At 61.9% G+C, this 16,778-nt stretch carries 15 protein-coding genes; 7 read left to right on the top strand and 8 right to left on the bottom strand.

From position 1 onward, the window contains the following. The first annotated feature begins 133 nt into the window (after positions 1-133). The 5 genes from NN662_RS02080 (at position 134) to NN662_RS02060 (ending at position 6,062) form a co-directional block, all read left to right on the top strand. The gene (locus NN662_RS02080) at positions 134-841 is read left to right on the top strand and encodes a 3-oxoacid CoA-transferase subunit A (protein WP_261928660.1); all 708 of its coding nucleotides are present in this window, start codon (positions 134-136) and stop codon (positions 839-841) included. Beyond that, a complete protein-coding gene (locus NN662_RS02075; RefSeq protein ID WP_261928659.1) occupies positions 838-1,542 on the top strand; it encodes a CoA transferase subunit B in 705 nt (234 codons plus the stop codon). Before NN662_RS02080 ends, NN662_RS02075 begins: the two co-directional genes overlap by 4 nt. Positions 1,543-1,588: 46 nt before the next feature. Next, a complete protein-coding gene (gene pcaF / locus NN662_RS02070; protein ID WP_261928658.1) occupies positions 1,589-2,791 on the top strand; it encodes a 3-oxoadipyl-CoA thiolase in 1,203 nt (400 codons plus the stop codon). 877 nt (positions 2,792-3,668) lie between these two features. Further along, positions 3,669-4,766: a carboxynorspermidine decarboxylase gene (nspC, locus tag NN662_RS02065; protein WP_261928657.1), complete on the top strand. Its 1,098-nt coding sequence runs from the start codon at positions 3,669-3,671 to the stop codon at positions 4,764-4,766. 48 nt (positions 4,767-4,814) lie between these two features. After that, complete coding sequence (locus tag NN662_RS02060) at positions 4,815-6,062, top strand: saccharopine dehydrogenase family protein (RefSeq protein WP_261928656.1); 1,248 nt, start codon at positions 4,815-4,817, stop codon at positions 6,060-6,062. Positions 6,063-6,122: 60 nt separating this feature from the next. On the opposite strand, the gene nagA is transcribed toward NN662_RS02060, so the two are convergent. Continuing rightward, positions 6,123-7,337: an N-acetylglucosamine-6-phosphate deacetylase gene (gene nagA / locus NN662_RS02055; RefSeq protein ID WP_261928655.1), complete on the bottom strand. Its 1,215-nt coding sequence runs from the start codon at positions 7,335-7,337 to the stop codon at positions 6,123-6,125. Between the two features lie 311 nt (positions 7,338-7,648). Between nagA and NN662_RS02050 the strand changes: the two genes are divergently transcribed. Together NN662_RS02050 and folD are read left to right on the top strand one after the other, a co-directional pair. Beyond that, a complete protein-coding gene (locus tag NN662_RS02050; RefSeq protein WP_261928654.1) occupies positions 7,649-8,581 on the top strand; it encodes an ROK family protein in 933 nt (310 codons plus the stop codon). Between the two features lie 128 nt (positions 8,582-8,709). Then, complete coding sequence (gene folD, locus NN662_RS02045) at positions 8,710-9,615, top strand: bifunctional methylenetetrahydrofolate dehydrogenase/methenyltetrahydrofolate cyclohydrolase FolD (protein ID WP_261928653.1); 906 nt, start codon at positions 8,710-8,712, stop codon at positions 9,613-9,615. Between the two features lie 15 nt (positions 9,616-9,630). On the opposite strand, the gene NN662_RS02040 is transcribed toward folD, so the two are convergent. The 7 genes from NN662_RS02040 to NN662_RS02010 form a co-directional block, all read right to left on the bottom strand. Beyond that, positions 9,631-10,338, bottom strand: a complete 708-nt coding sequence (locus NN662_RS02040; protein ID WP_261928652.1) for an SDR family NAD(P)-dependent oxidoreductase — start codon at positions 10,336-10,338, stop codon at positions 9,631-9,633. 99 nt (positions 10,339-10,437) lie between these two features. Beyond that, positions 10,438-11,208, bottom strand: a complete 771-nt coding sequence (locus tag NN662_RS02035) for an ABC transporter ATP-binding protein (protein ID WP_261928651.1) — start codon at positions 11,206-11,208, stop codon at positions 10,438-10,440. A gap of 1 nt (position 11,209) precedes the next feature. Next, on the bottom strand, positions 11,210-11,962 hold the full coding sequence (locus NN662_RS02030) for an ABC transporter ATP-binding protein (protein ID WP_261928650.1): 753 nt from the start codon (positions 11,960-11,962) through the stop codon (positions 11,210-11,212). 12 nt (positions 11,963-11,974) lie between these two features. Continuing rightward, the gene (locus NN662_RS02025) at positions 11,975-13,183 is read right to left on the bottom strand and encodes a branched-chain amino acid ABC transporter permease (RefSeq protein WP_261928649.1); all 1,209 of its coding nucleotides are present in this window, start codon (positions 13,181-13,183) and stop codon (positions 11,975-11,977) included. A 1-nt stretch (position 13,184) separates the two neighbouring features. Next, positions 13,185-14,216, bottom strand: coding sequence for a branched-chain amino acid ABC transporter permease (locus tag NN662_RS02020; protein ID WP_261928648.1), 1,032 nt, complete (start codon positions 14,214-14,216; stop codon positions 13,185-13,187). A 94-nt stretch (positions 14,217-14,310) separates the two neighbouring features. Next, positions 14,311-15,654: a substrate-binding protein gene (locus NN662_RS02015; protein ID WP_261928647.1), complete on the bottom strand. Its 1,344-nt coding sequence runs from the start codon at positions 15,652-15,654 to the stop codon at positions 14,311-14,313. Positions 15,655-15,900: 246 nt separating this feature from the next. Then, entirely contained in the window at positions 15,901-16,704 is an 804-nt protein-coding gene (locus NN662_RS02010) for a ferredoxin--NADP reductase (protein WP_261928646.1), read from the bottom strand. Between the last annotated feature and the right edge of the window lie 74 nt (positions 16,705-16,778).

The raw sequence follows: 16,778 nt of genomic DNA, 5'->3' as shown, positions 1-16,778 counted from the left end.
GATGCCCATTATGTGCGATATACGAACAAATGTCAATTATCGCACATATATCATTGCCGCATGTTTCCGATTGGATTATTTCAATGCCCAGCATTCCCGGCGGCAGACAGGACATGCCGGGACGGAGGATTTGATGAACAAGACAATTGCAAGTCTGGCCGAGGCCGTATCCGGCATCGGCGACGGCGCGACCGTCATGATCGGCGGATTTGGCGGCTCCGGCGCGCCGATCGAACTGATCCACGCCCTGATCGACAAGGGACCGAGGAACCTCACGGTCATCAACAACAATGCCGGCAACGGACGGATCGGCATCGCCGCCATGATCGACGCCGGCATGGTGAAGAAGATGATCTGCTCCTTCCCGCGTTCGTCCGACCCCCGCGCCTTCACCGACAAGTATCTCGCCGGCGAGATCGAGCTCGAACTGGTGCCGCAGGGCACGCTCGCCGAACGCATCCGGGCCGGCGGCGCCGGCATCCCGGCCTTCTACACGCCGACCGGCTTCGGCACGGAAATCGCAGAGGGCAAGGTCATCGCCGAATTCGAGGGACGGTCATACGTGCAGGAACGCTGGCTCAAGGCCGATTTCGCCATCGTCAAGGCCGAACTCGGCGACCCCTACGGCAACCTCACCTACAACAAGGCGGGCCGCAATTTTAACCCGCTGATGTGCATGGCCGCCGCAAAGACCATCGCGCAGGTGTCGAAGATCGTGCCGGCTGGCGGCATCGACCCCGAACATGTGGTCACACCCGGCATCTTCGTCGATGGCATCGTTGAAGTGCAGAACCCGCAACAGGAAGAAGAGCTCATCCGAGCCGGAGTGGCCTACGTATGACCCCCGATAACCACTCATTCGACACGCGAGAAGACATCAAGCTTTCCAACGCCCAGATCGCCTGGCGCGCGGCGCAGGATATCGCCGATGGCGCCTACGTGAACCTCGGCATCGGCTTTCCGGAAATGGTGGCGAAATTCCAGCCGCCCGGCCGGCAGGCGATCTTCCATACGGAAAACGGCATCCTGAACTTCGGCGAGGCTCCGCCTGAAGGTGAGGAGGACTGGGATCTGATCAATGCCGGCAAGAAGGCCGTGACGTTGAAGCCGGGCGCGGCCTTCTTCCATCACGCCGACAGCTTTGCCATGGTCCGCGGCGGTCATCTCGACGTCGCCATCCTTGGCGCCTATCAGGTGGCCGAAAACGGCGACCTCGCCAACTGGCGTGTCGGCTCGAAGGGCGTTCCCGCCGTCGGCGGCGCCATGGATCTGGTCCACGGCGCAAAGCAGGTGATCGTCATCACCGAACACGTGACGAAGAAGGGCGAGCCCAAGCTCGTGGAGCGCTGCTCCTTCCCGCTGACGGGCGTCGGCTGCATCACCCGGATTTACACGAGCCACGCCGTCATCGACATCAAGGACGGCCGCTTCCTCGTGCGCGAAAAGCTCGCTGCCATGACAATGGACGAACTGCAGGCTATGACCGGGGCAAAGCTCTACACCGACGGGCCGATTGCCGACCTCGTCGTCCCGGAACTTTGATCAAGACCGGTTTAGTGCCGGACCACATGCATCGAGGAATGACATCATGACTGAAGCCTTCATCTGCGCCTATGTGCGCACGCCGATCGGCCGTTTCGGCGGATCGCTCTCCTCCGTCCGCGCCGACGATCTCGGCGCGGTCCCGCTGAAAGCACTGATGGAGCGCCATCCGAGCGTCGACTTCGAAGCGGTCGAGGATGTCATCTTCGGCTGCGCCAACCAGGCGGGCGAAGACAACCGCAACGTGGCGCGCATGTCGGCACTGCTGGCCGGCCTCCCGGTTCCGGTACCGGGCACCACCATCAACCGCCTCTGCGGTTCCGGCATGGACGCCATCATGACAGCCGCCCGCGCCATCAAGGCCGGCGAGGCCGAGCTGATGATTGCCGGCGGCGTGGAAAGCATGAGCCGGGCGCCCTTCGTCATGCCGAAGGCCGACACCGCCTTTTCCCGCCATGCCGAAATCCACGACACGACCATCGGCTGGCGCTTCGTCAACCCGTTGATGAAGCGTCTCTACGGCGTCGACTCCATGCCGGAAACCGGTGAAAACGTCGCCCGCGACTTCGGCGTCAGCCGCGAGGACCAGGATGCCATGGCCGTCCGCTCCCAAGCAAAGGCAACGGCGGCCCAGGAAAATGGACGCCTCGCGAAGGAAATCGTGCCCGTCACCATTCCGCAGAAGAAGGGCGACCCGGTTGTCGTCGCAAAGGACGAGCATCCGCGCGCCGGCACCGACATGGCGGCATTGGCCAAGCTGCGTCCACTCTTCCCCGAAGGTACCGTGACGGCCGGCAACGCGTCAGGCGTCAACGATGGCGCCGCCGCACTGATCATCGCCTCGGAAGCTGCCGCGAAGAAGCACGGCCTCACCCCGATCGCCCGCATTCTCGGTGGTGCCACCGCCGGCGTTCCGCCGCGTGTCATGGGTTGCGGCCCCGTTCCGGCCAGCACGAAGCTGCTTGCCCGCCTCGGCATGACGATCGACCAGTTCGACGTCATCGAACTCAACGAAGCCTTTGCCAGCCAGGGCCTCTACGTCCTGCGTGAACTCGGCGTCACCGACGACGATCCGCGCGTCAATCCGAACGGCGGCGCGATCGCCCTCGGCCATCCGCTCGGCATGTCCGGCGCCCGCATCACAGGCACGGCAGCACTCGAACTGTCTTTGTCCGGCGGCAGATACGCGCTCTCGACCATGTGCATCGGCGTCGGCCAGGGCATCGCCATCGCCACCGAACGCGTCTGATTTTCCCCCTCCACACCCGACCGGTGGGAGGAAACTCGGGACAGGAACCCGTCGCATTAGCGTCCGCCGGGTTCCTGTCCGTTTTTGTTTCTGGAAAGGGAAATGGGAGAGCCGGCGTCTAGGTCCGCCACTTGATTGCACCCGGATTTCCCCGTCCCCGAATGCGTCACACCGGCTCTCCTGTCGGGCAGTTGTTGCCTGGCCCGTAGGCTTTTGCCACCGCTGGCGAGCCCGGGTCGAATCCGGAGCGCCAGAAGAGGCATGCCTGACCCTATGAACAAAATCCAAGGTCAGGAAAATCCGCAAATATCAGAATCTCCCCATAATTCTTCGGAGCTGGCCACCCTCCGTGCTCGCGACTGGGCCGCCCATAGATAGGCGAGTATTGAAATGTCGTTGATCTTGATCAGAAGGGAAGGGAGAGTGTGAGAGAGTTGACTCAAGGCCCGCCGACCTCGTGCACCGAATGGCCCCATATCCGGAGCAACGTCAACTCTCTCACAATTGGGCGACAAAGCTGCCCAACCAAAACCCGATGCCAATCCCGCTTGGCCCTGAAGTCCTCGCTCGAAGACCGGTTCATCAGCATCTGTGAATATATCTAACCGGCGGATCGCATTTGCGGAATCGCAAGAATTTGGGAGAGACGCCCTCAAATCTTGGGACACGGATGATTCGTCGCTCCGCGCCCTTCGACAGCAGTGAAAGCCCCGGATCGCCACATTTGCCATTGAGATATCGGTCCGGACGCGCTATGGGCCCACCTGCTTTCAAATTTCGGGCAGTCCGCCAACTTGGACCGGCCCGAAGCGACCCGTTGAACCCCTTTGCCGCCCTGCGCCTTAGGCGCGAGAGAGAGGCGCCGGACCGCGAGCCCATGCTGAAAACCCCGTACTACCTCATCGACAAGTCAAAACTCCTGAAGAACATGGAGACGATCAAATACGTGCGAGAGCAATCCGGCGCGAAATCGCTCCTGGCCCTGAAGTGCTTCGCCACCTGGGGCGTGTTTGACTTTATGAGCGAATACATGGACGGCACGACCTCGTCCTCGCTGAACGAGGTGAAGCTCGGCTTCGAGAAATTTCCAGGCGAAACGCATGCCTATTCGGTCGCCTACGCCGACGACGAGATCGATGAGGTCATCGCCCACTGCGACAAGATCATCTTCAACTCGATCGGCCAGCTGACGCGCTTTGACGACCAGTCGAAGGGCAGAACGCGCGGGCTGCGCGTCAATCCGCGCGTCTCGTCCTCCGAATGGCTGATCTCCGATCCGGCCCGTCCCTTCTCGCGCCTCGGCGAATGGGATCCGGCCCGGATCGAGACGGTGATGGACAAGATCTCCGGCTTCATGTTCCACAACAACTGCGAGAACGGCGATCTCGGCTTGTTCTCCGACATGCTCGGCAAGATCGAGGCGCAGTTCGGCCACCTGATCGGCAGGCTCGACTGGGTCAGCCTCGGCGGCGGCATCCATTTCACCGGCGAGGGCTATCCGCTCGACGACTTCTGCGCACGCCTGAAAGCCTTCTCGGAGAAATACGGCGTGCAGGTCTACCTGGAGCCCGGCGAAGCGGCGATCACCAAGTCGGCAAGCCTTGAAGTGACCGTGCTGGACACCATGTTCAACGGCAAGAACCTGGCGATCGTCGACTCGTCGATCGAGGCCCACATGCTGGACCTCCTGATCTACCGCCAGAGCGCCAAGCTGGAGCCGAACACCGGCGACCACGAGTATATGGTCTGCGGCAAGTCCTGCCTTGCCGGTGACATTTTCGGCGAATTCCGCTTCGAGACCGAACTGAAGGCCGGCGACAGAATTTCGATCGCCGACGCCGCCGGTTATACGATGGTCAAGAAAAACTGGTTTAACGGCGTGAAGATGCCGGCCATCGCCATCAGGGAACTGGACGGGACGGTGCGTGTCGTTCGCGAGTTTTCGTACGACGACTACGTCGCCAGCCTGTCCTGAACGAACAACCAATCAACCCCGAACATTGCACGGAGGCTTACGTGTGAGATGAAGAAGAATGTGCTGATTATTGGTGCGGGCGGCGTCGCCCAGGTCGTTGCGCACAAGTGCGCCCAGAACAACGACATCCTCGGAGATATCCATATCGCGTCGCGTACCAAGGCGAAGTGCGACCAGATCATCCAGTCCGTCCACGACAAGAAGGCGATGAAGCAGCCGGGGATTCTTGAAGCCCACGCGCTCGATGCGCTCGACATTGAGGCGACCAAGGCGTTGATCGAAAAGACGGGATCCGAGATCGTCATCAACGTCGGCACCGCCTTCCTCAACATGTCGGTGCTGCGCGCCTGCATGGATACCGGCGTCGCCTACATCGACACGGCGATCCACGAGGAACCGAACAAGATCTGCGAAACGCCGCCGTGGTACGGAAACTACGAGTGGAAGCGCGCCGCCGAATGCGAAGAGAAGGGCATCACCGCCATCCTCGGCGCCGGCTTCGATCCGGGCGTCGTCAACGCCTATGCCGCGCTCGCCAAGGCCGAATATTTCGACAAGATCACCGACGTCGATATCGTCGACATCAATGCCGGCAGCCACGGCAAGTATTTCGCCACCAATTTCGACCCGGAAATCAACTTCCGTGAATTCACCGGCGTCGTCTATTCCTGGCAGAACGGCGAGTGGCAGACGAACAAGATGTTCGAAATCGGCAAGGACTACGACCTGCCGGTCGTCGGCACGCGCCGCGCCTATCTCTGCGGCCATGACGAGGTGCATTCGCTGTCAAAGAACATGGACGGCGCCGACGTGCGCTTCTGGATGGGCTTCGGCGAGCACTACATCAACGTCTTCACCGTCCTGAAGAACATCGGCCTTCTGTCCGAACAGCCGGTCAAGCTTGCCGACGGTTCCGAGGTTGTGCCGCTGAAGGTAGTCAAGGCCTGCCTGCCCGACCCCGCATCGCTGGCGCCGGACTATGAAGGCAAGACCTGCATCGGCGATTTCGTGAAGGGCCAGAAGGACGGCAAGGACCGCGAGGTCTTCATCTACAACGTCGCCGATCACAAGGAAGCCTACAACGAAGTGGGCTCGCAGGGCATTTCCTATACCGCCGGCGTTCCGCCGGTCGCCGCCGCGATCCTGGTCGCCAAGGGCGCATGGGACGTGAAGAAGATGGCCAACGTCGAGGAACTGCCGCCGCAGCCCTTCCTCGCAGTGCTCAACCGCATCGGCCTGCAGACCTGCATCCGCGACGAGAACGGCGAACGGCCGCTCGAATTCGTCGAGCCCTGATCGGTTCAACGTCATCGAAAGAAACGCCGGCCGGCAGATCAACCGGCGGGCGTTTTCCGTTTACATGATGCGGTGCGCCGGACGGCGGGAGTCGGGTTCATCCTGCCCGGTGCAAATCTTGCGACCACCGGTCCACACTCCGGCGATGTGCAGGGTATCGGTCAGATGCAGGAAGTCCGCGCGATGGCCGGGGCGCAGATAGCCGCGATCCTTCAGCCCGAGAAAGCGGGCCGGATAGGAGGTTGCCATGCGCAACGCCTCGGTCAGTCCGGTCTCCATGTTCAGGAGCGTGCAGCGGATGGCGGTCAGCATCTCGAGGTCGGAACCGGCCAGCGTCCCGTCAGGCATCAACAGGCGCGAACAGAAGTCGCCCGCATGCTTTCTGATTTCGGTGCCGTGCAGCATGAAGCTCTCCTCGGCGCTTCCGGCAAGCGACATCGCATCCGTGATGAGGAACAATCGACCCTCGCCCCTCTTGGCGCGATGAGCGATCCGCATCGCCGGCGGCAGGACATGGTGCCCGTCGGCGATGATGCTGCACCAGACGGAGGGATGTTCCAGCGCGGCGCCCACCGCGCCGGGCGCCCGATGGCTGAAGCCGCTCATCGCATTGAAAAGATGGGACACTCCGGTCGCACCGGCGTCGAACAAGGTCATCGCCGTCGTGAAATCGCAGTCGGTATGACCGAGGCTGACGACCACCCCGCCTGCCGTCAGCTCCCGCACCTGCCCCGGAGTGATCTGCTCACCGGCAACCGTTATCATCAGTACGCCCAGGCTCTCCCGCGCCTCGATGTAGTAATCAATGTCGGCATCTTCGACCGGGCGGATATATTTTCCGGGATGGATGCCTCTGCGGGCAGGCCAGAGATGCGGACCTTCAAGATGCATGCCCACAATGCAGGCGTCCTTCATCGCGGCGCCCGTGACGGCCCTGACGGCCGCCCGCATGGCAGACGGGCTGTCGGTCATCATCGTGGGCAGGATCGCAGTCGTTCCCATGGCCCTGAGGCTGGACGCCATTGCCGTCGCGGTGCCGACCGTCGGCGCCGCATTCAGCATCTTGCCGGCATAACCGTTAACCTGCGCATCGATGAAACCCGGCACGAGCATACCGCCATCGAGGCGGGTAACCGGATCGTGCTCGGTCAGGTCCCGTTCCGGAACGACGGCATGGACGCGGTCCTGGCTGACGAGGAGCGCAACCTTGTCGCGAAAGGCATCCCCGTCGAAAATACGCGCGCCGACAAAAGCCTGGCTGATCTGCATGTCCATATGAGCGAAGGATCCCCCAACAACGTACCGTTCACCTCGAGATCAGGGCAGGCACACCAAAAGCGCGAACAGTGTATCCGTATTCCCCTCAATCGGACATAAAGATGCATAGTAAAAATGTAATAATTAAGGAAATTCACTGACCGGATTTGCAATTGCAAAGGGCTCAACAGCAGCAAATGCTGTGATATAGCAGGTGCGTGGTTGCTGCCGGACGCAGCCGGCTGCATGTTCGAAAGAGCGTCCCGCTCGGTGCCAATCCCAGACAGTTCCGGCAGATGGTTCGTCAGATATTTTCAGGATAATGCATAATGATCGTATGCTTTGATATTGGCGGCACGGCGATAAAGGGCGCATTGGCGCATTCCCCGGACGACGTCAGGCCCCTCGGGCGCCGTCCCACACCCACGAACGACTACGCCGCCTTTGTCGACACGCTGCGCTCGGTGATTGCCGAGGCCGGCGAGCGCCCGGACTGCGTCGCCATCTCCAATGCCGGCTCCATCGACCCGGACACCGGAGCGATCATCTGTGCGAATATTCCCTGCATCAACGGACGGAGGCTTGCCGCCGATCTCACCGCGGATCTCGGCGTGGAAGTGCTGATCGCCAACGACGCCGACTGCTTCGCACTCGCCGAAGCCCTGGCCGGTGCCGGACGAGGCCATCACACCGTCTTCGGCATCATTCTCGGCACCGGTGTCGGCGGCGGCGTGGTGGTCAAGGGCAAGCTGATCAACGAGCGTGGCGGCTATGCCGGTGAATGGGGCCACGGCCCCGCAGCGCCGCACTTTGCCGGCCATCCGCCTGTGGCAATTCCTGCCATACCTTGCGGCTGCGGCGGCGAACGCTGCCTCGACCCCATCGGCAGCGCTCGCGGAATGGAACGCCTCCACCGCCATCTGCATGGAACGGAGTTCACCAGCGAGCAGATCGTATCAGCCTGGCAGGCGGGAGAAGCCGAGGCGTCCCGCACCATCGAGGTCTTCGTCGACATCCTTGCCGGCCCTCTCGCCCTGATCGTCAACCTGATCGGCGCAGACATCATCCCGGCCGGAGGCGGACTATCTAACAGCGAGCCGCTGCTGACCGGGCTCGACCGCTCCGTCCGCGCAAAAACCCTCAGGACATTCGACCGACCGCTGGTGGTGCGCTGCGAATGCCGGGTCGAGCCGGGTCTGATCGGCGCGGCACAGCTCGGCTTCACACGACTGCAGGAGATGGCCGAGGCCCTGCCTGTCTGAACCCCGCCGCCGGCGTCACACGGGAGCGAAACGACGCAGACGAGGACAAGAATGTTGTTTTCGGGCCATCTCTATACTAGAGCCTCTGCGAAAGTGCGCGACATCACACGGAGAGGCCGGTAACCGGTATGGAGGCAGCATTGAAGGCAGAGACGACCATTCTTTCTGGCAAGCCCATTGCGGAACGGGTGCTGAGCACCGTCCGGCAGGAAACGGCGGACCTGATCGCTAAAACCGGTGTGCAGCCCGGCATCGCCGTCGTCATCGCCGGTACCGATCCGGCAAGCCAGCTCTACGTCCGCTCCAAGGGCAAGCGGGCAATCGAATGCGGCTTCAAGTCGGTCGAGCACAAGCTCGACGAAACCGTCTCCGAAGAGGAGCTGATGGCCCTCCTGCACACACTCAATGCCGATCCGTCCATTCACGGCATTCTCGTGCAGCTGCCCCTGCCCTCGCATATCAACGAAGCCCGCATCATCCAGGAAATCGATCCGGCCAAGGATGTGGACGGCTTTCACCTGATCAATGTCGGCAAGCTGACGACCGGCATGACGGAGACGGCTGCCATCCCCTGCACGCCGGCCGGCTGCATGATCCTGATCGAGGAAGTCATCGGCAAGGACCTCTCGGGCAAGTCCGCTGTCGTGATCGGCCGCTCCAACATCGTCGGCAAGCCGATGGCAAGCCTGCTGCTGCAGGCCAACGCGACCGTCACGATCGCGCATTCGCGCACGAAGGATTTGCCTTCGGTCTGCCGCCAGGCCGATATCCTGGTTGCCGCCGTCGGCCGTCCGGAAATGGTCAAGGCTAACTGGATCAAGCCCGGTGCGATCGTCATCGACGTCGGCATCAACCGCGTCGCCAATCCGCCCGGCTCGGAAAAGCCGCACCGCATCGTCGGCGACGTCGACTTCGAGGATTGCAAGGATGTCGCCTCCGCCATCACCCCCGTTCCCGGCGGTGTCGGCGTCATGACCATTGCGCTGCTGATGGCCAATACGCTGAAGGCTGCAAAGATTGCCGCCGGCAAATAAGCCGCAGCATCGGACTTACCATTCGATCTTGCTGCCGTCATAGGCTCGAAAGCCGCCCGTCGCCTCTGGCGGCAGGCCATCGAGCGTCGTCAGGATATTGGCGGCAGCCTCCTCCGGTGGGACCGAGGGATGGCCCGAGAGATAGCGGGACGAGAGTGCCGTCGCCACCGTGCCCGGATGAATGCTGACGAGTATGGATTGAGCATGCGTCCGCCGCGCTTCGATGGCCGCCGTGTGAACGATCTGGTTGAGCGCCGCCTTCGACGCCCGGTAGGATATCCACCCACCCAGACCATTGTCACCGATCGAGCCGACGCGGGCGGACAGGAACGCAAAGATGGAACGGCGTTTGCGATCGAGCCGCGGCAGGAAATGCTTGATGACCAGAGCCGGGCCGGCCGCGTTGACGGCGAAAAGGTCGAGCATCGCGGTGGCGTCGATCTGGCGGACGGTCTTTTCCGGCCCTTGCGCGCCTGTCGCAAGCACCCCCGTCGCGCAGATGATCAGCTGGAACGGTTCATCGCCCGATCGCATAGCGGCGTCCTCGACGGCGGCGTCATCGGTGATGTCGAACCCGTCGCCGCTGCGGGAGAGGCTGGAGACCTGACCGCAAGCAGCATCGCGCTCCAAGGTGCCGGCGAGCGCCTGCCCAATGCCGCCGCTGGCCCCGATCACCAGCGCGCGATAGCCGCTTCCAAGTGAAGTGAGTGTAACCGCCACCATCCTGCTCCCGCGATTTGCCTGACAGACAATACGCTGACAATGGGCGGATGGTTCAGAAGAAGAAGGCCGGCGATCCGTGGAGGACCGCCGGCCGGACGCTTAGATAGCCAGGTATTCGTTGCGCAGTTCCTCGTTTTCAAGGACGTCCTGCGCCTTGCCGGAATAGACCACTTCGCCCATGTCTACGATCACCGCCTTGTCGGAAAGCTTCAGCGCCGCGACCGCGTTCTGCTCGACGATGATGGTGGTGATCCCGAGCTCCTTGATCTGGCGAACGATCTTCTCGATCTCCTGGACGATGACAGGTGCCAGACCTTCGTAAGGCTCGTCGAGCAGCAGCAGCTTGACGTCGCGCGCAAGCGCCCGCGCGACCGCCAGCATCTGCTGTTCGCCGCCCGACATGGTGACGGCAACCTGGTTGCGCCGTTCCGCAAGGCGGGGGAAATGGTCGTAGATCTTGGCGATCTCCCACCCCTTCGGCTCGGAGACCTGCGACAGCAGCAGGTTTTCCTCCACCGTCAGGCCGGCGATGATCCGCCGGTCCTCCGGCACCAGCTGCAGGCCGAGCTGGGCAGCCTGATAGGCCTTCTTGTCATGCAGGGAATGACCGTCCAGCCAGATCTCGCCGCGTTTCAGCGCCGGGTCATCGACCCGCGCGATCGTGCGCAGGGTCGATGTCTTGCCGGCACCGTTGCGGCCGAGCAGAGCGAGGATCTCGCCCCGGTTCAATTCCAGCGAAATGCCCTGAACGATATAGGACTCCCCGTAGTAGGAATGGATGTCCTTGACCGAGAAGAAGGGCCGTTCGCCGGGCTTTGCAGCCGGCTGCGCTCCGGCAGTCGCCGGGTTTTCCTGAGAAACAACAGTCATGTCAGTGCGCTCCCCCGAGATAGGCTTCCTGGACCTTGGGATTGCCCTTGATCTCTTCCGGCTTGCCGGAGGCGATCACGGTTCCCTGAGCGAGCACAGTGATACGGTCGGCCAGCGAGAACACCACATGCATGTCGTGCTCGATGATCACCTTGGTCATGCCGGTCTGCTTGATCTCCTTCAAAAGGTCGATCGTCCGGTTGGTGTCGAGGCGGGACATGCCCGCCGTCGGCTCGTCGAGCAGCAGCAGCTTCGGCTCCTGCACCAGGCACATGGCCATTTCCAGACGCCGCTTGTCGCCGCGCGAAAGCGTTGCCGCATTCATGTCGCGCTTGTCGAGCATCTTCACGTCGTCCAGCATCTTCTCGGCCTTCTCGAGGATGTCCCGCTCGCCGGGCACGCTGTCCAGGCCCTGCAGGCGGAACGCCCCGTCGCGATGCGCGAAACAGGGGATCATGACGTTTTCGAGAACCGAGAGCTCCCCGAAGATTTCCGGCGTCTGGAAGACGCGGCTGATCCCCATCTGGTTGATCTCGTACGGCTTGCGTCCGAGAACGGGCTGGCCGTTGAAGCTGACCGAGCCGACATCGGGCGAGATACGCCCGACAAGGCAGTTGAGAAAGGTCGACTTGCCGGCACCATTCGGTCCGATGATGGCATGCACCGTGCCCGCTTCCACCGCCAGATTGACCTGATTGAGGGCAAGCAGGCCGCCGAAGCGCTTGGAGACGTCGTTGACTTCAAGAATGTTCATGGTCGTCTCCCCTTATTCCGCCGCATGCGCAGCAGGTTTGCCCTGCGGCCCGTTTCCGCCCGCCTTGCGGCTGGACAGCGCCCGCCCGATGCGGCGCGCGCCTTCCATCAGTCCGCCCGGCAGGAAAATGACGACAGCCATGAAGATCAGGCCAAGCGTCAGCGACCAGCCTTCGCCGGTAAAGCGCGCGGCAATCCAGACGCAGACGTCCTGAATGCCTTGCGGCAGGAACGAGAACCACTGGTGCAGCACGCCTTCGTTGATCTTGGAAAAGATGTTTTCCAGATACTTGATCAGTCCGGCGCCCATGATGGGACCGAACAGCGTGCCGGCACCGCCGAGGATCGTCATGATCACGACTTCGCCGGATGCGGTCCATTGCATGCGCTCGGCGCCCGCCAGCGGGTCCATGCAGGCGAGCAGCGCTCCGGCGAGGCCGGCATACATGCCGGAGATCACGAAGGCCGCCAGCGTGTAGGGCCGCGTGTTGATGCCCGTATAGCTCATGCGGTTGCGGTTCGTCTTGACAGCCCGCAGCATCAGGCCGAAGGGCGACCGGAACAGCCGGATCGCCAGATAGAAGACGATCAGCATGATCAGCGCACAGATGTAATAGCCGACATTGAGCTGGAACTCCCAGCCACCAAAGTGCAGCGTGGTCGTCGCCCGCATCTCGGCCCCGAAGATCTGCGTCACCGGAATGCCGCCGGTCTGCGTTGCCGTCTGACCGAGGATGCGCGGATCGCTGAGCGTGATCTGCAGGCCGGTTTCGCCGTTCGTCAGCGGTGTGAGGACCGAATAGGCGAGGTTGTAGCACATCTGCGCGAAGGCGAGCGTGAGGATCGAGAAGTAGATCCCCGAACGCCGGAGCGAGATATAGCCGATGACAAGGGCGAAGATGCCCGAGACGATGACGGCCAGCACGATGGCCGGAATGATGTTCATCGTCAAAAGCTTGAACATCCACACCGCCGAATAGGAACCAACGCCGAGAAAGGCTGCATGGCCGAAGGAGAGATACCCCGTCAGGCCGAACAGGATGTTGAACCCGATGGCGAAGATTCCGAAGATCACGAAACGCCGCATCAGGTCGGGATAGCCGGCATTGAACTGCGCGAGTGCGCTGTCCGCCGGGAACGGGTTGAGAATGACCGGCGCGAACAGGCAGAGCCCGAACACCAGCAGGAGAAGACCGAAGTCCTTGCGATCGAGGCCCAGCATGTCAGTCCTCCATCACGCCGACACGTCCCAGCAAGCCGCGCGGGCGGGCCAGGATGATGACGATTGCCACAAGATAGATGATGATCTGGTCGATGCCGGGAAACAGCATCTTGACCTCGTTCATCGACGCGAAGCTCTGCAAGATGCCGAGCACGAAACCGGCGAGCACGGCGCCCGCCAGCGAACCCATGCCGCCGACGACCACCACGACGAAGGACAGGACGAGGAAGTCCATGCCCATGTGGTAGTTCGGCGAACTGATCGGCGCATACATCACGCCGGCGACACCCGCCACCGCGGCGGCGATGCCGAAGGTGATGGTGAACCGCTTGTCGATGTTGATGCCGAGAAGACCGACGGTCTCACGGTCCGCCATGCCGGCCCGCACCACCATCCCGAAGGTGGTGAACTGCAGGAAGGCGAAGACCGCGCCGATCACCACCAGCGAGAAGCCGAAGTAGATCATGCGCCAGTAGGGATAGATGATGACGTTGGGATCGAAGCCCAGCATCGCGCCGAAGTCGAACGATCCGGTGAACTGCGAGGGGCCGGCAGTCTGGATCGGGTTGGCGCCGAAGAAGTATTTGACGATCTCCTGCAGGACGATCGCAAGGCCGAACGTCACCAGGATCTGGTCGGCGTGCGGCCGCTTGTAGAAATGCCGGATCAGCCCACGCTCCATCGCATAGCCGACGATGAGCATCACCGGTATGGCGAGAAGAATGGCGAGCGGCACCGACCAGTTGAGGATGGCCGCACCGACGTCCTGGCCGAACCAGGCCTCGATATAGGCGGTCTTGACCTTCAGCGGCTGGCCGAGAAAGTCCGTTCGTGTCGGGTCGACCGTCTCGAAGGACAGGCCGAGCAACCGTTGCATCGTCACGGCACAGAAGGCGCCGATCATGAAAAGCGCGCCGTGCGCGAAGTTCACGACGCCGAGCGTACCGAAAATGAGGGTCAGGCCAAGAGCGATCAGCGCGTAGGCACTGCCCTTGTCCAGCCCGTTCAGAATCTGAAGAATAATTGCGTCCATTGCCCCTCCCGCTGGAACACACCCGAACCATCAAGCTGTAGAAGCCGGCCGCCCTCCTCCCGAGAACGGCCGGCTGTCGACTGTCACCGAGCGCTTATGCGCCGGCGTTGCACTTGCCGAGGTCGCCACCGGCGAACATCGGATCATCGGGGGCGTACGTCACCTTGTCGGCCGGGGTGATTTCGACAACGTCGAGCACGTCATACTCGTTGTCCGGCTTGTCCTTGCCCTTCACGACGAGAACGTCCTTGAAGCACTGGTGGTCGGCTGCACGGTACAGCGTCTTGCCGTTGCCGAGACCATCGAACTCGTAGCCTTCCAGCGCCGCGACGACGTCGCAGGGATTGAAAGACTTCGCGCGGGCGACGGCATCGGCATAGAGCAGGGTCTGCACGTAGCAGGTCTGCGCAGCCTGGCTCGGCGGGAAGCCGTATTCGGTGCCGAAGGACTTGACGAACGCCTTCGTGCCGTCGTCCTGCAGCTTCCAGTTCCAGTTGGACGAACCCGGAATGCCCTTGATGTTGTCGCCGGCACCCTTGGCCATCAGCTCCGAAATCAGCGGCACGATGATTTCGAACTGCTTGCCGTTGACCTGCTTGTCCTTCAGGCCGAACTGCACGGCCTGGGTCAGCGAGTTGACCATGTCGCCGCCGTAGTGATTGAGAACCAGCACGTCCGCACCGGAGTTGAGGACCGGCGTGAGGTACTGCGAGAAGTCGCCGGCACCGAGCGGGGTCATCACGTTGGTCACGGTTTCCCAGCCGATGGTCTTGAAGGATGCTTCCATCGACTGCTGCTGCGTCCAGCCCCAGGTGTAGTCGGCCGTCAGCATGTAGGCCTTGCGACCGTCGCCGTAGAGGTTCTTCAGAACCGGTGCGAGTGCGGCAGCCGACATGTAGGCGTTGAAGAAGTGGCGGAAGCCATTGGCCTTCTTGTCCTTGCCGGTCGTGTCGTTGGAGTGTGTCAGGCCCGCCATGAAGATGATGCCGGCTTCCTGGCAAAGCGCCTGAACGGCAACCGCGACGCCCGACGACGAACCGCCGGAGATCATGATCGCGCCGTCCTTCTGGATCATCGACTGCGCGGATGCGCGTGCGGCGTCGGATTTGGTCTGCGTGTCGCCGGTCACATAGGCGACCTTCTTGCCGAGAATACCCGTGCCGTCCAGAACCTTGGACGAGAAGGTGTTCAGCATGCCGCCGTCGCCCTCGCCGTTCAGATGCTTGACGGCGAGCTGGAATGCCCGGAGTTCATCGGCGCCTTCATCGGCATAAGGTCCCGTCTGCGGAACGTTGAAGCCGAGCGTGACGCTGCCCCCCTTCGGTTCGTTGACGAAGCCGTAGGCCGAGCGGGTGAAGATCGTCGGGGTCGCAAGAATGAGACCCGACGCGGCACCCGCCTTGAGCGCCTGACGACGCGTAAAGTTGAATTTTGACATTAAGCTCCTCCCATGAGCTGTAATCAGCGATGTAAGTCTGTTCCGTCCTCCCCGGAACAGACATAACCTTAATAAGCTTGCCGAAGCAGGCAAGCGATATATTTCGTTGTGGGTATATAATGATGATCTAAATCGTTTTAGCGCCGCAAATCCTGGTGAAACCACCAGGCCTTGCAGCGCCAAACTTTGATTTTGTCAAAATGGACAGGTCGAATTCACAGACCCGTCGGTCTTTCGGCTGAAATATCAGTCGACGAAGGCACGCTCGACGACGAAACTGCCGGGGGCATTGTTCGCCCCTTCCACGAGACCGCAGGCCTCGAGGATTTCCTTGGTTTCCTTCAGCATGGCCATCGAACCGCAGATCATCCCGCGGTCGACTTCGGGATCCAGCGGCGGCACGCCGAGGTCGGAGTAAAGCTTGCCGGACCGCATCAGATCGGTGATCCGGCCCGTATGGGTGAACGCTTCGCGGGTGACCGTCGGATAGTGGATCAGCTTGCCCGACGCGAATTCGCCGACCAGCGGATCGTTCAGGGTTTCTTGAACCAGATCCTGGCCGTATTTCAGTTCGGCGACGTCACGGCACGTGTGCGTGAGGATCACCTGCTCGAACTTCTCGTAGGTTTCCGGATCGCGAACGAGGCTGGCGAAAGGCGCGATGCCGGTCCCGGTGGAGAACATGTAGAGACGCTTGCCGGGGAGAAGGGCGTCGTTGACCAGCGTTCCGGTCGCCTTCTTGCGCAGGAGGATGGTGTCACCGGGCTGAATCTTCTGCAGGTGCTCCGTCAGCGGACCGTCCGGCACCTTGATGGAGAAGAACTCCAGTTCCTCGTCCCAGGCGGGACTGGCGATCGAATAGGCACGATAGACGGGCTTCTCGGCATTCGGCAAGCCGATCATCACGAACTCGCCCGAGCGGAAGCGGAAGGCCGCCGGGCGCGTGGTGCGGAAGCGGAACAGGCGGTCGGTATAGTGCTGTACCAGCGTCACCGTCTCGGCGTATACATTCTCGGGAATTGCGAATGTTTGCTTCGCCATCATATCCATGATCCATCACCCTCAGTTCAGATATTTGTTGAAAGCTCTTCGTCCGCGACGGTCGGTCTCGACGGCGTTCCACT

The organism is Rhizobium sp. NRK18 (genome assembly GCF_024385575.1).
Taxonomy (GTDB): Bacteria; Pseudomonadota; Alphaproteobacteria; order Rhizobiales; family Rhizobiaceae; genus JANFMV01.
This window is presented reverse-complemented; position numbering and strand designations above follow the sequence as displayed.

Bases quoted from the DNA above. Each gene is read 5' to 3' on its own strand.
- NN662_RS02015 (WP_261928647.1), bottom strand. From the start codon at position 15,654: ATGTCAAAATTCAACTTTACGCGTCGTCAGGCGCTCAAGGCGGGTGCC.
- NN662_RS02020 (WP_261928648.1), bottom strand. From the start codon at position 14,216: ATGGACGCAATTATTCTTCAGATTCTGAACGGGCTGGACAAGGGCAGT.
- NN662_RS02025 (WP_261928649.1), bottom strand. From the start codon at position 13,183: ATGCTGGGCCTCGATCGCAAGGACTTCGGTCTTCTCCTGCTGGTGTTC.
- NN662_RS02035 (WP_261928651.1), bottom strand. From the start codon at position 11,208: ATGACTGTTGTTTCTCAGGAAAACCCGGCGACTGCCGGAGCGCAGCCG.
- nagA (WP_261928655.1), bottom strand. From the start codon at position 7,337: ATGGACATGCAGATCAGCCAGGCTTTTGTCGGCGCGCGTATTTTCGAC.
- NN662_RS02060 (WP_261928656.1), top strand. From the start codon at position 4,815: ATGAAGAAGAATGTGCTGATTATTGGTGCGGGCGGCGTCGCCCAGGTC.
- NN662_RS02075 (WP_261928659.1), top strand. From the start codon at position 838: ATGACCCCCGATAACCACTCATTCGACACGCGAGAAGACATCAAGCTT.
- pcaF (WP_261928658.1), top strand. From the start codon at position 1,589: ATGACTGAAGCCTTCATCTGCGCCTATGTGCGCACGCCGATCGGCCGT.
- NN662_RS02080 (WP_261928660.1), top strand. From the start codon at position 134: ATGAACAAGACAATTGCAAGTCTGGCCGAGGCCGTATCCGGCATCGGC.
- nspC (WP_261928657.1), top strand. From the start codon at position 3,669: ATGCTGAAAACCCCGTACTACCTCATCGACAAGTCAAAACTCCTGAAG.
- NN662_RS02050 (WP_261928654.1), top strand. From the start codon at position 7,649: ATGATCGTATGCTTTGATATTGGCGGCACGGCGATAAAGGGCGCATTG.
- NN662_RS02040 (WP_261928652.1), bottom strand. From the start codon at position 10,338: ATGGTGGCGGTTACACTCACTTCACTTGGAAGCGGCTATCGCGCGCTG.
- NN662_RS02030 (WP_261928650.1), bottom strand. From the start codon at position 11,962: ATGAACATTCTTGAAGTCAACGACGTCTCCAAGCGCTTCGGCGGCCTG.
- NN662_RS02010 (WP_261928646.1), bottom strand. From the start codon at position 16,704: ATGGATATGATGGCGAAGCAAACATTCGCAATTCCCGAGAATGTATAC.
- folD (WP_261928653.1), top strand. From the start codon at position 8,710: ATGGAGGCAGCATTGAAGGCAGAGACGACCATTCTTTCTGGCAAGCCC.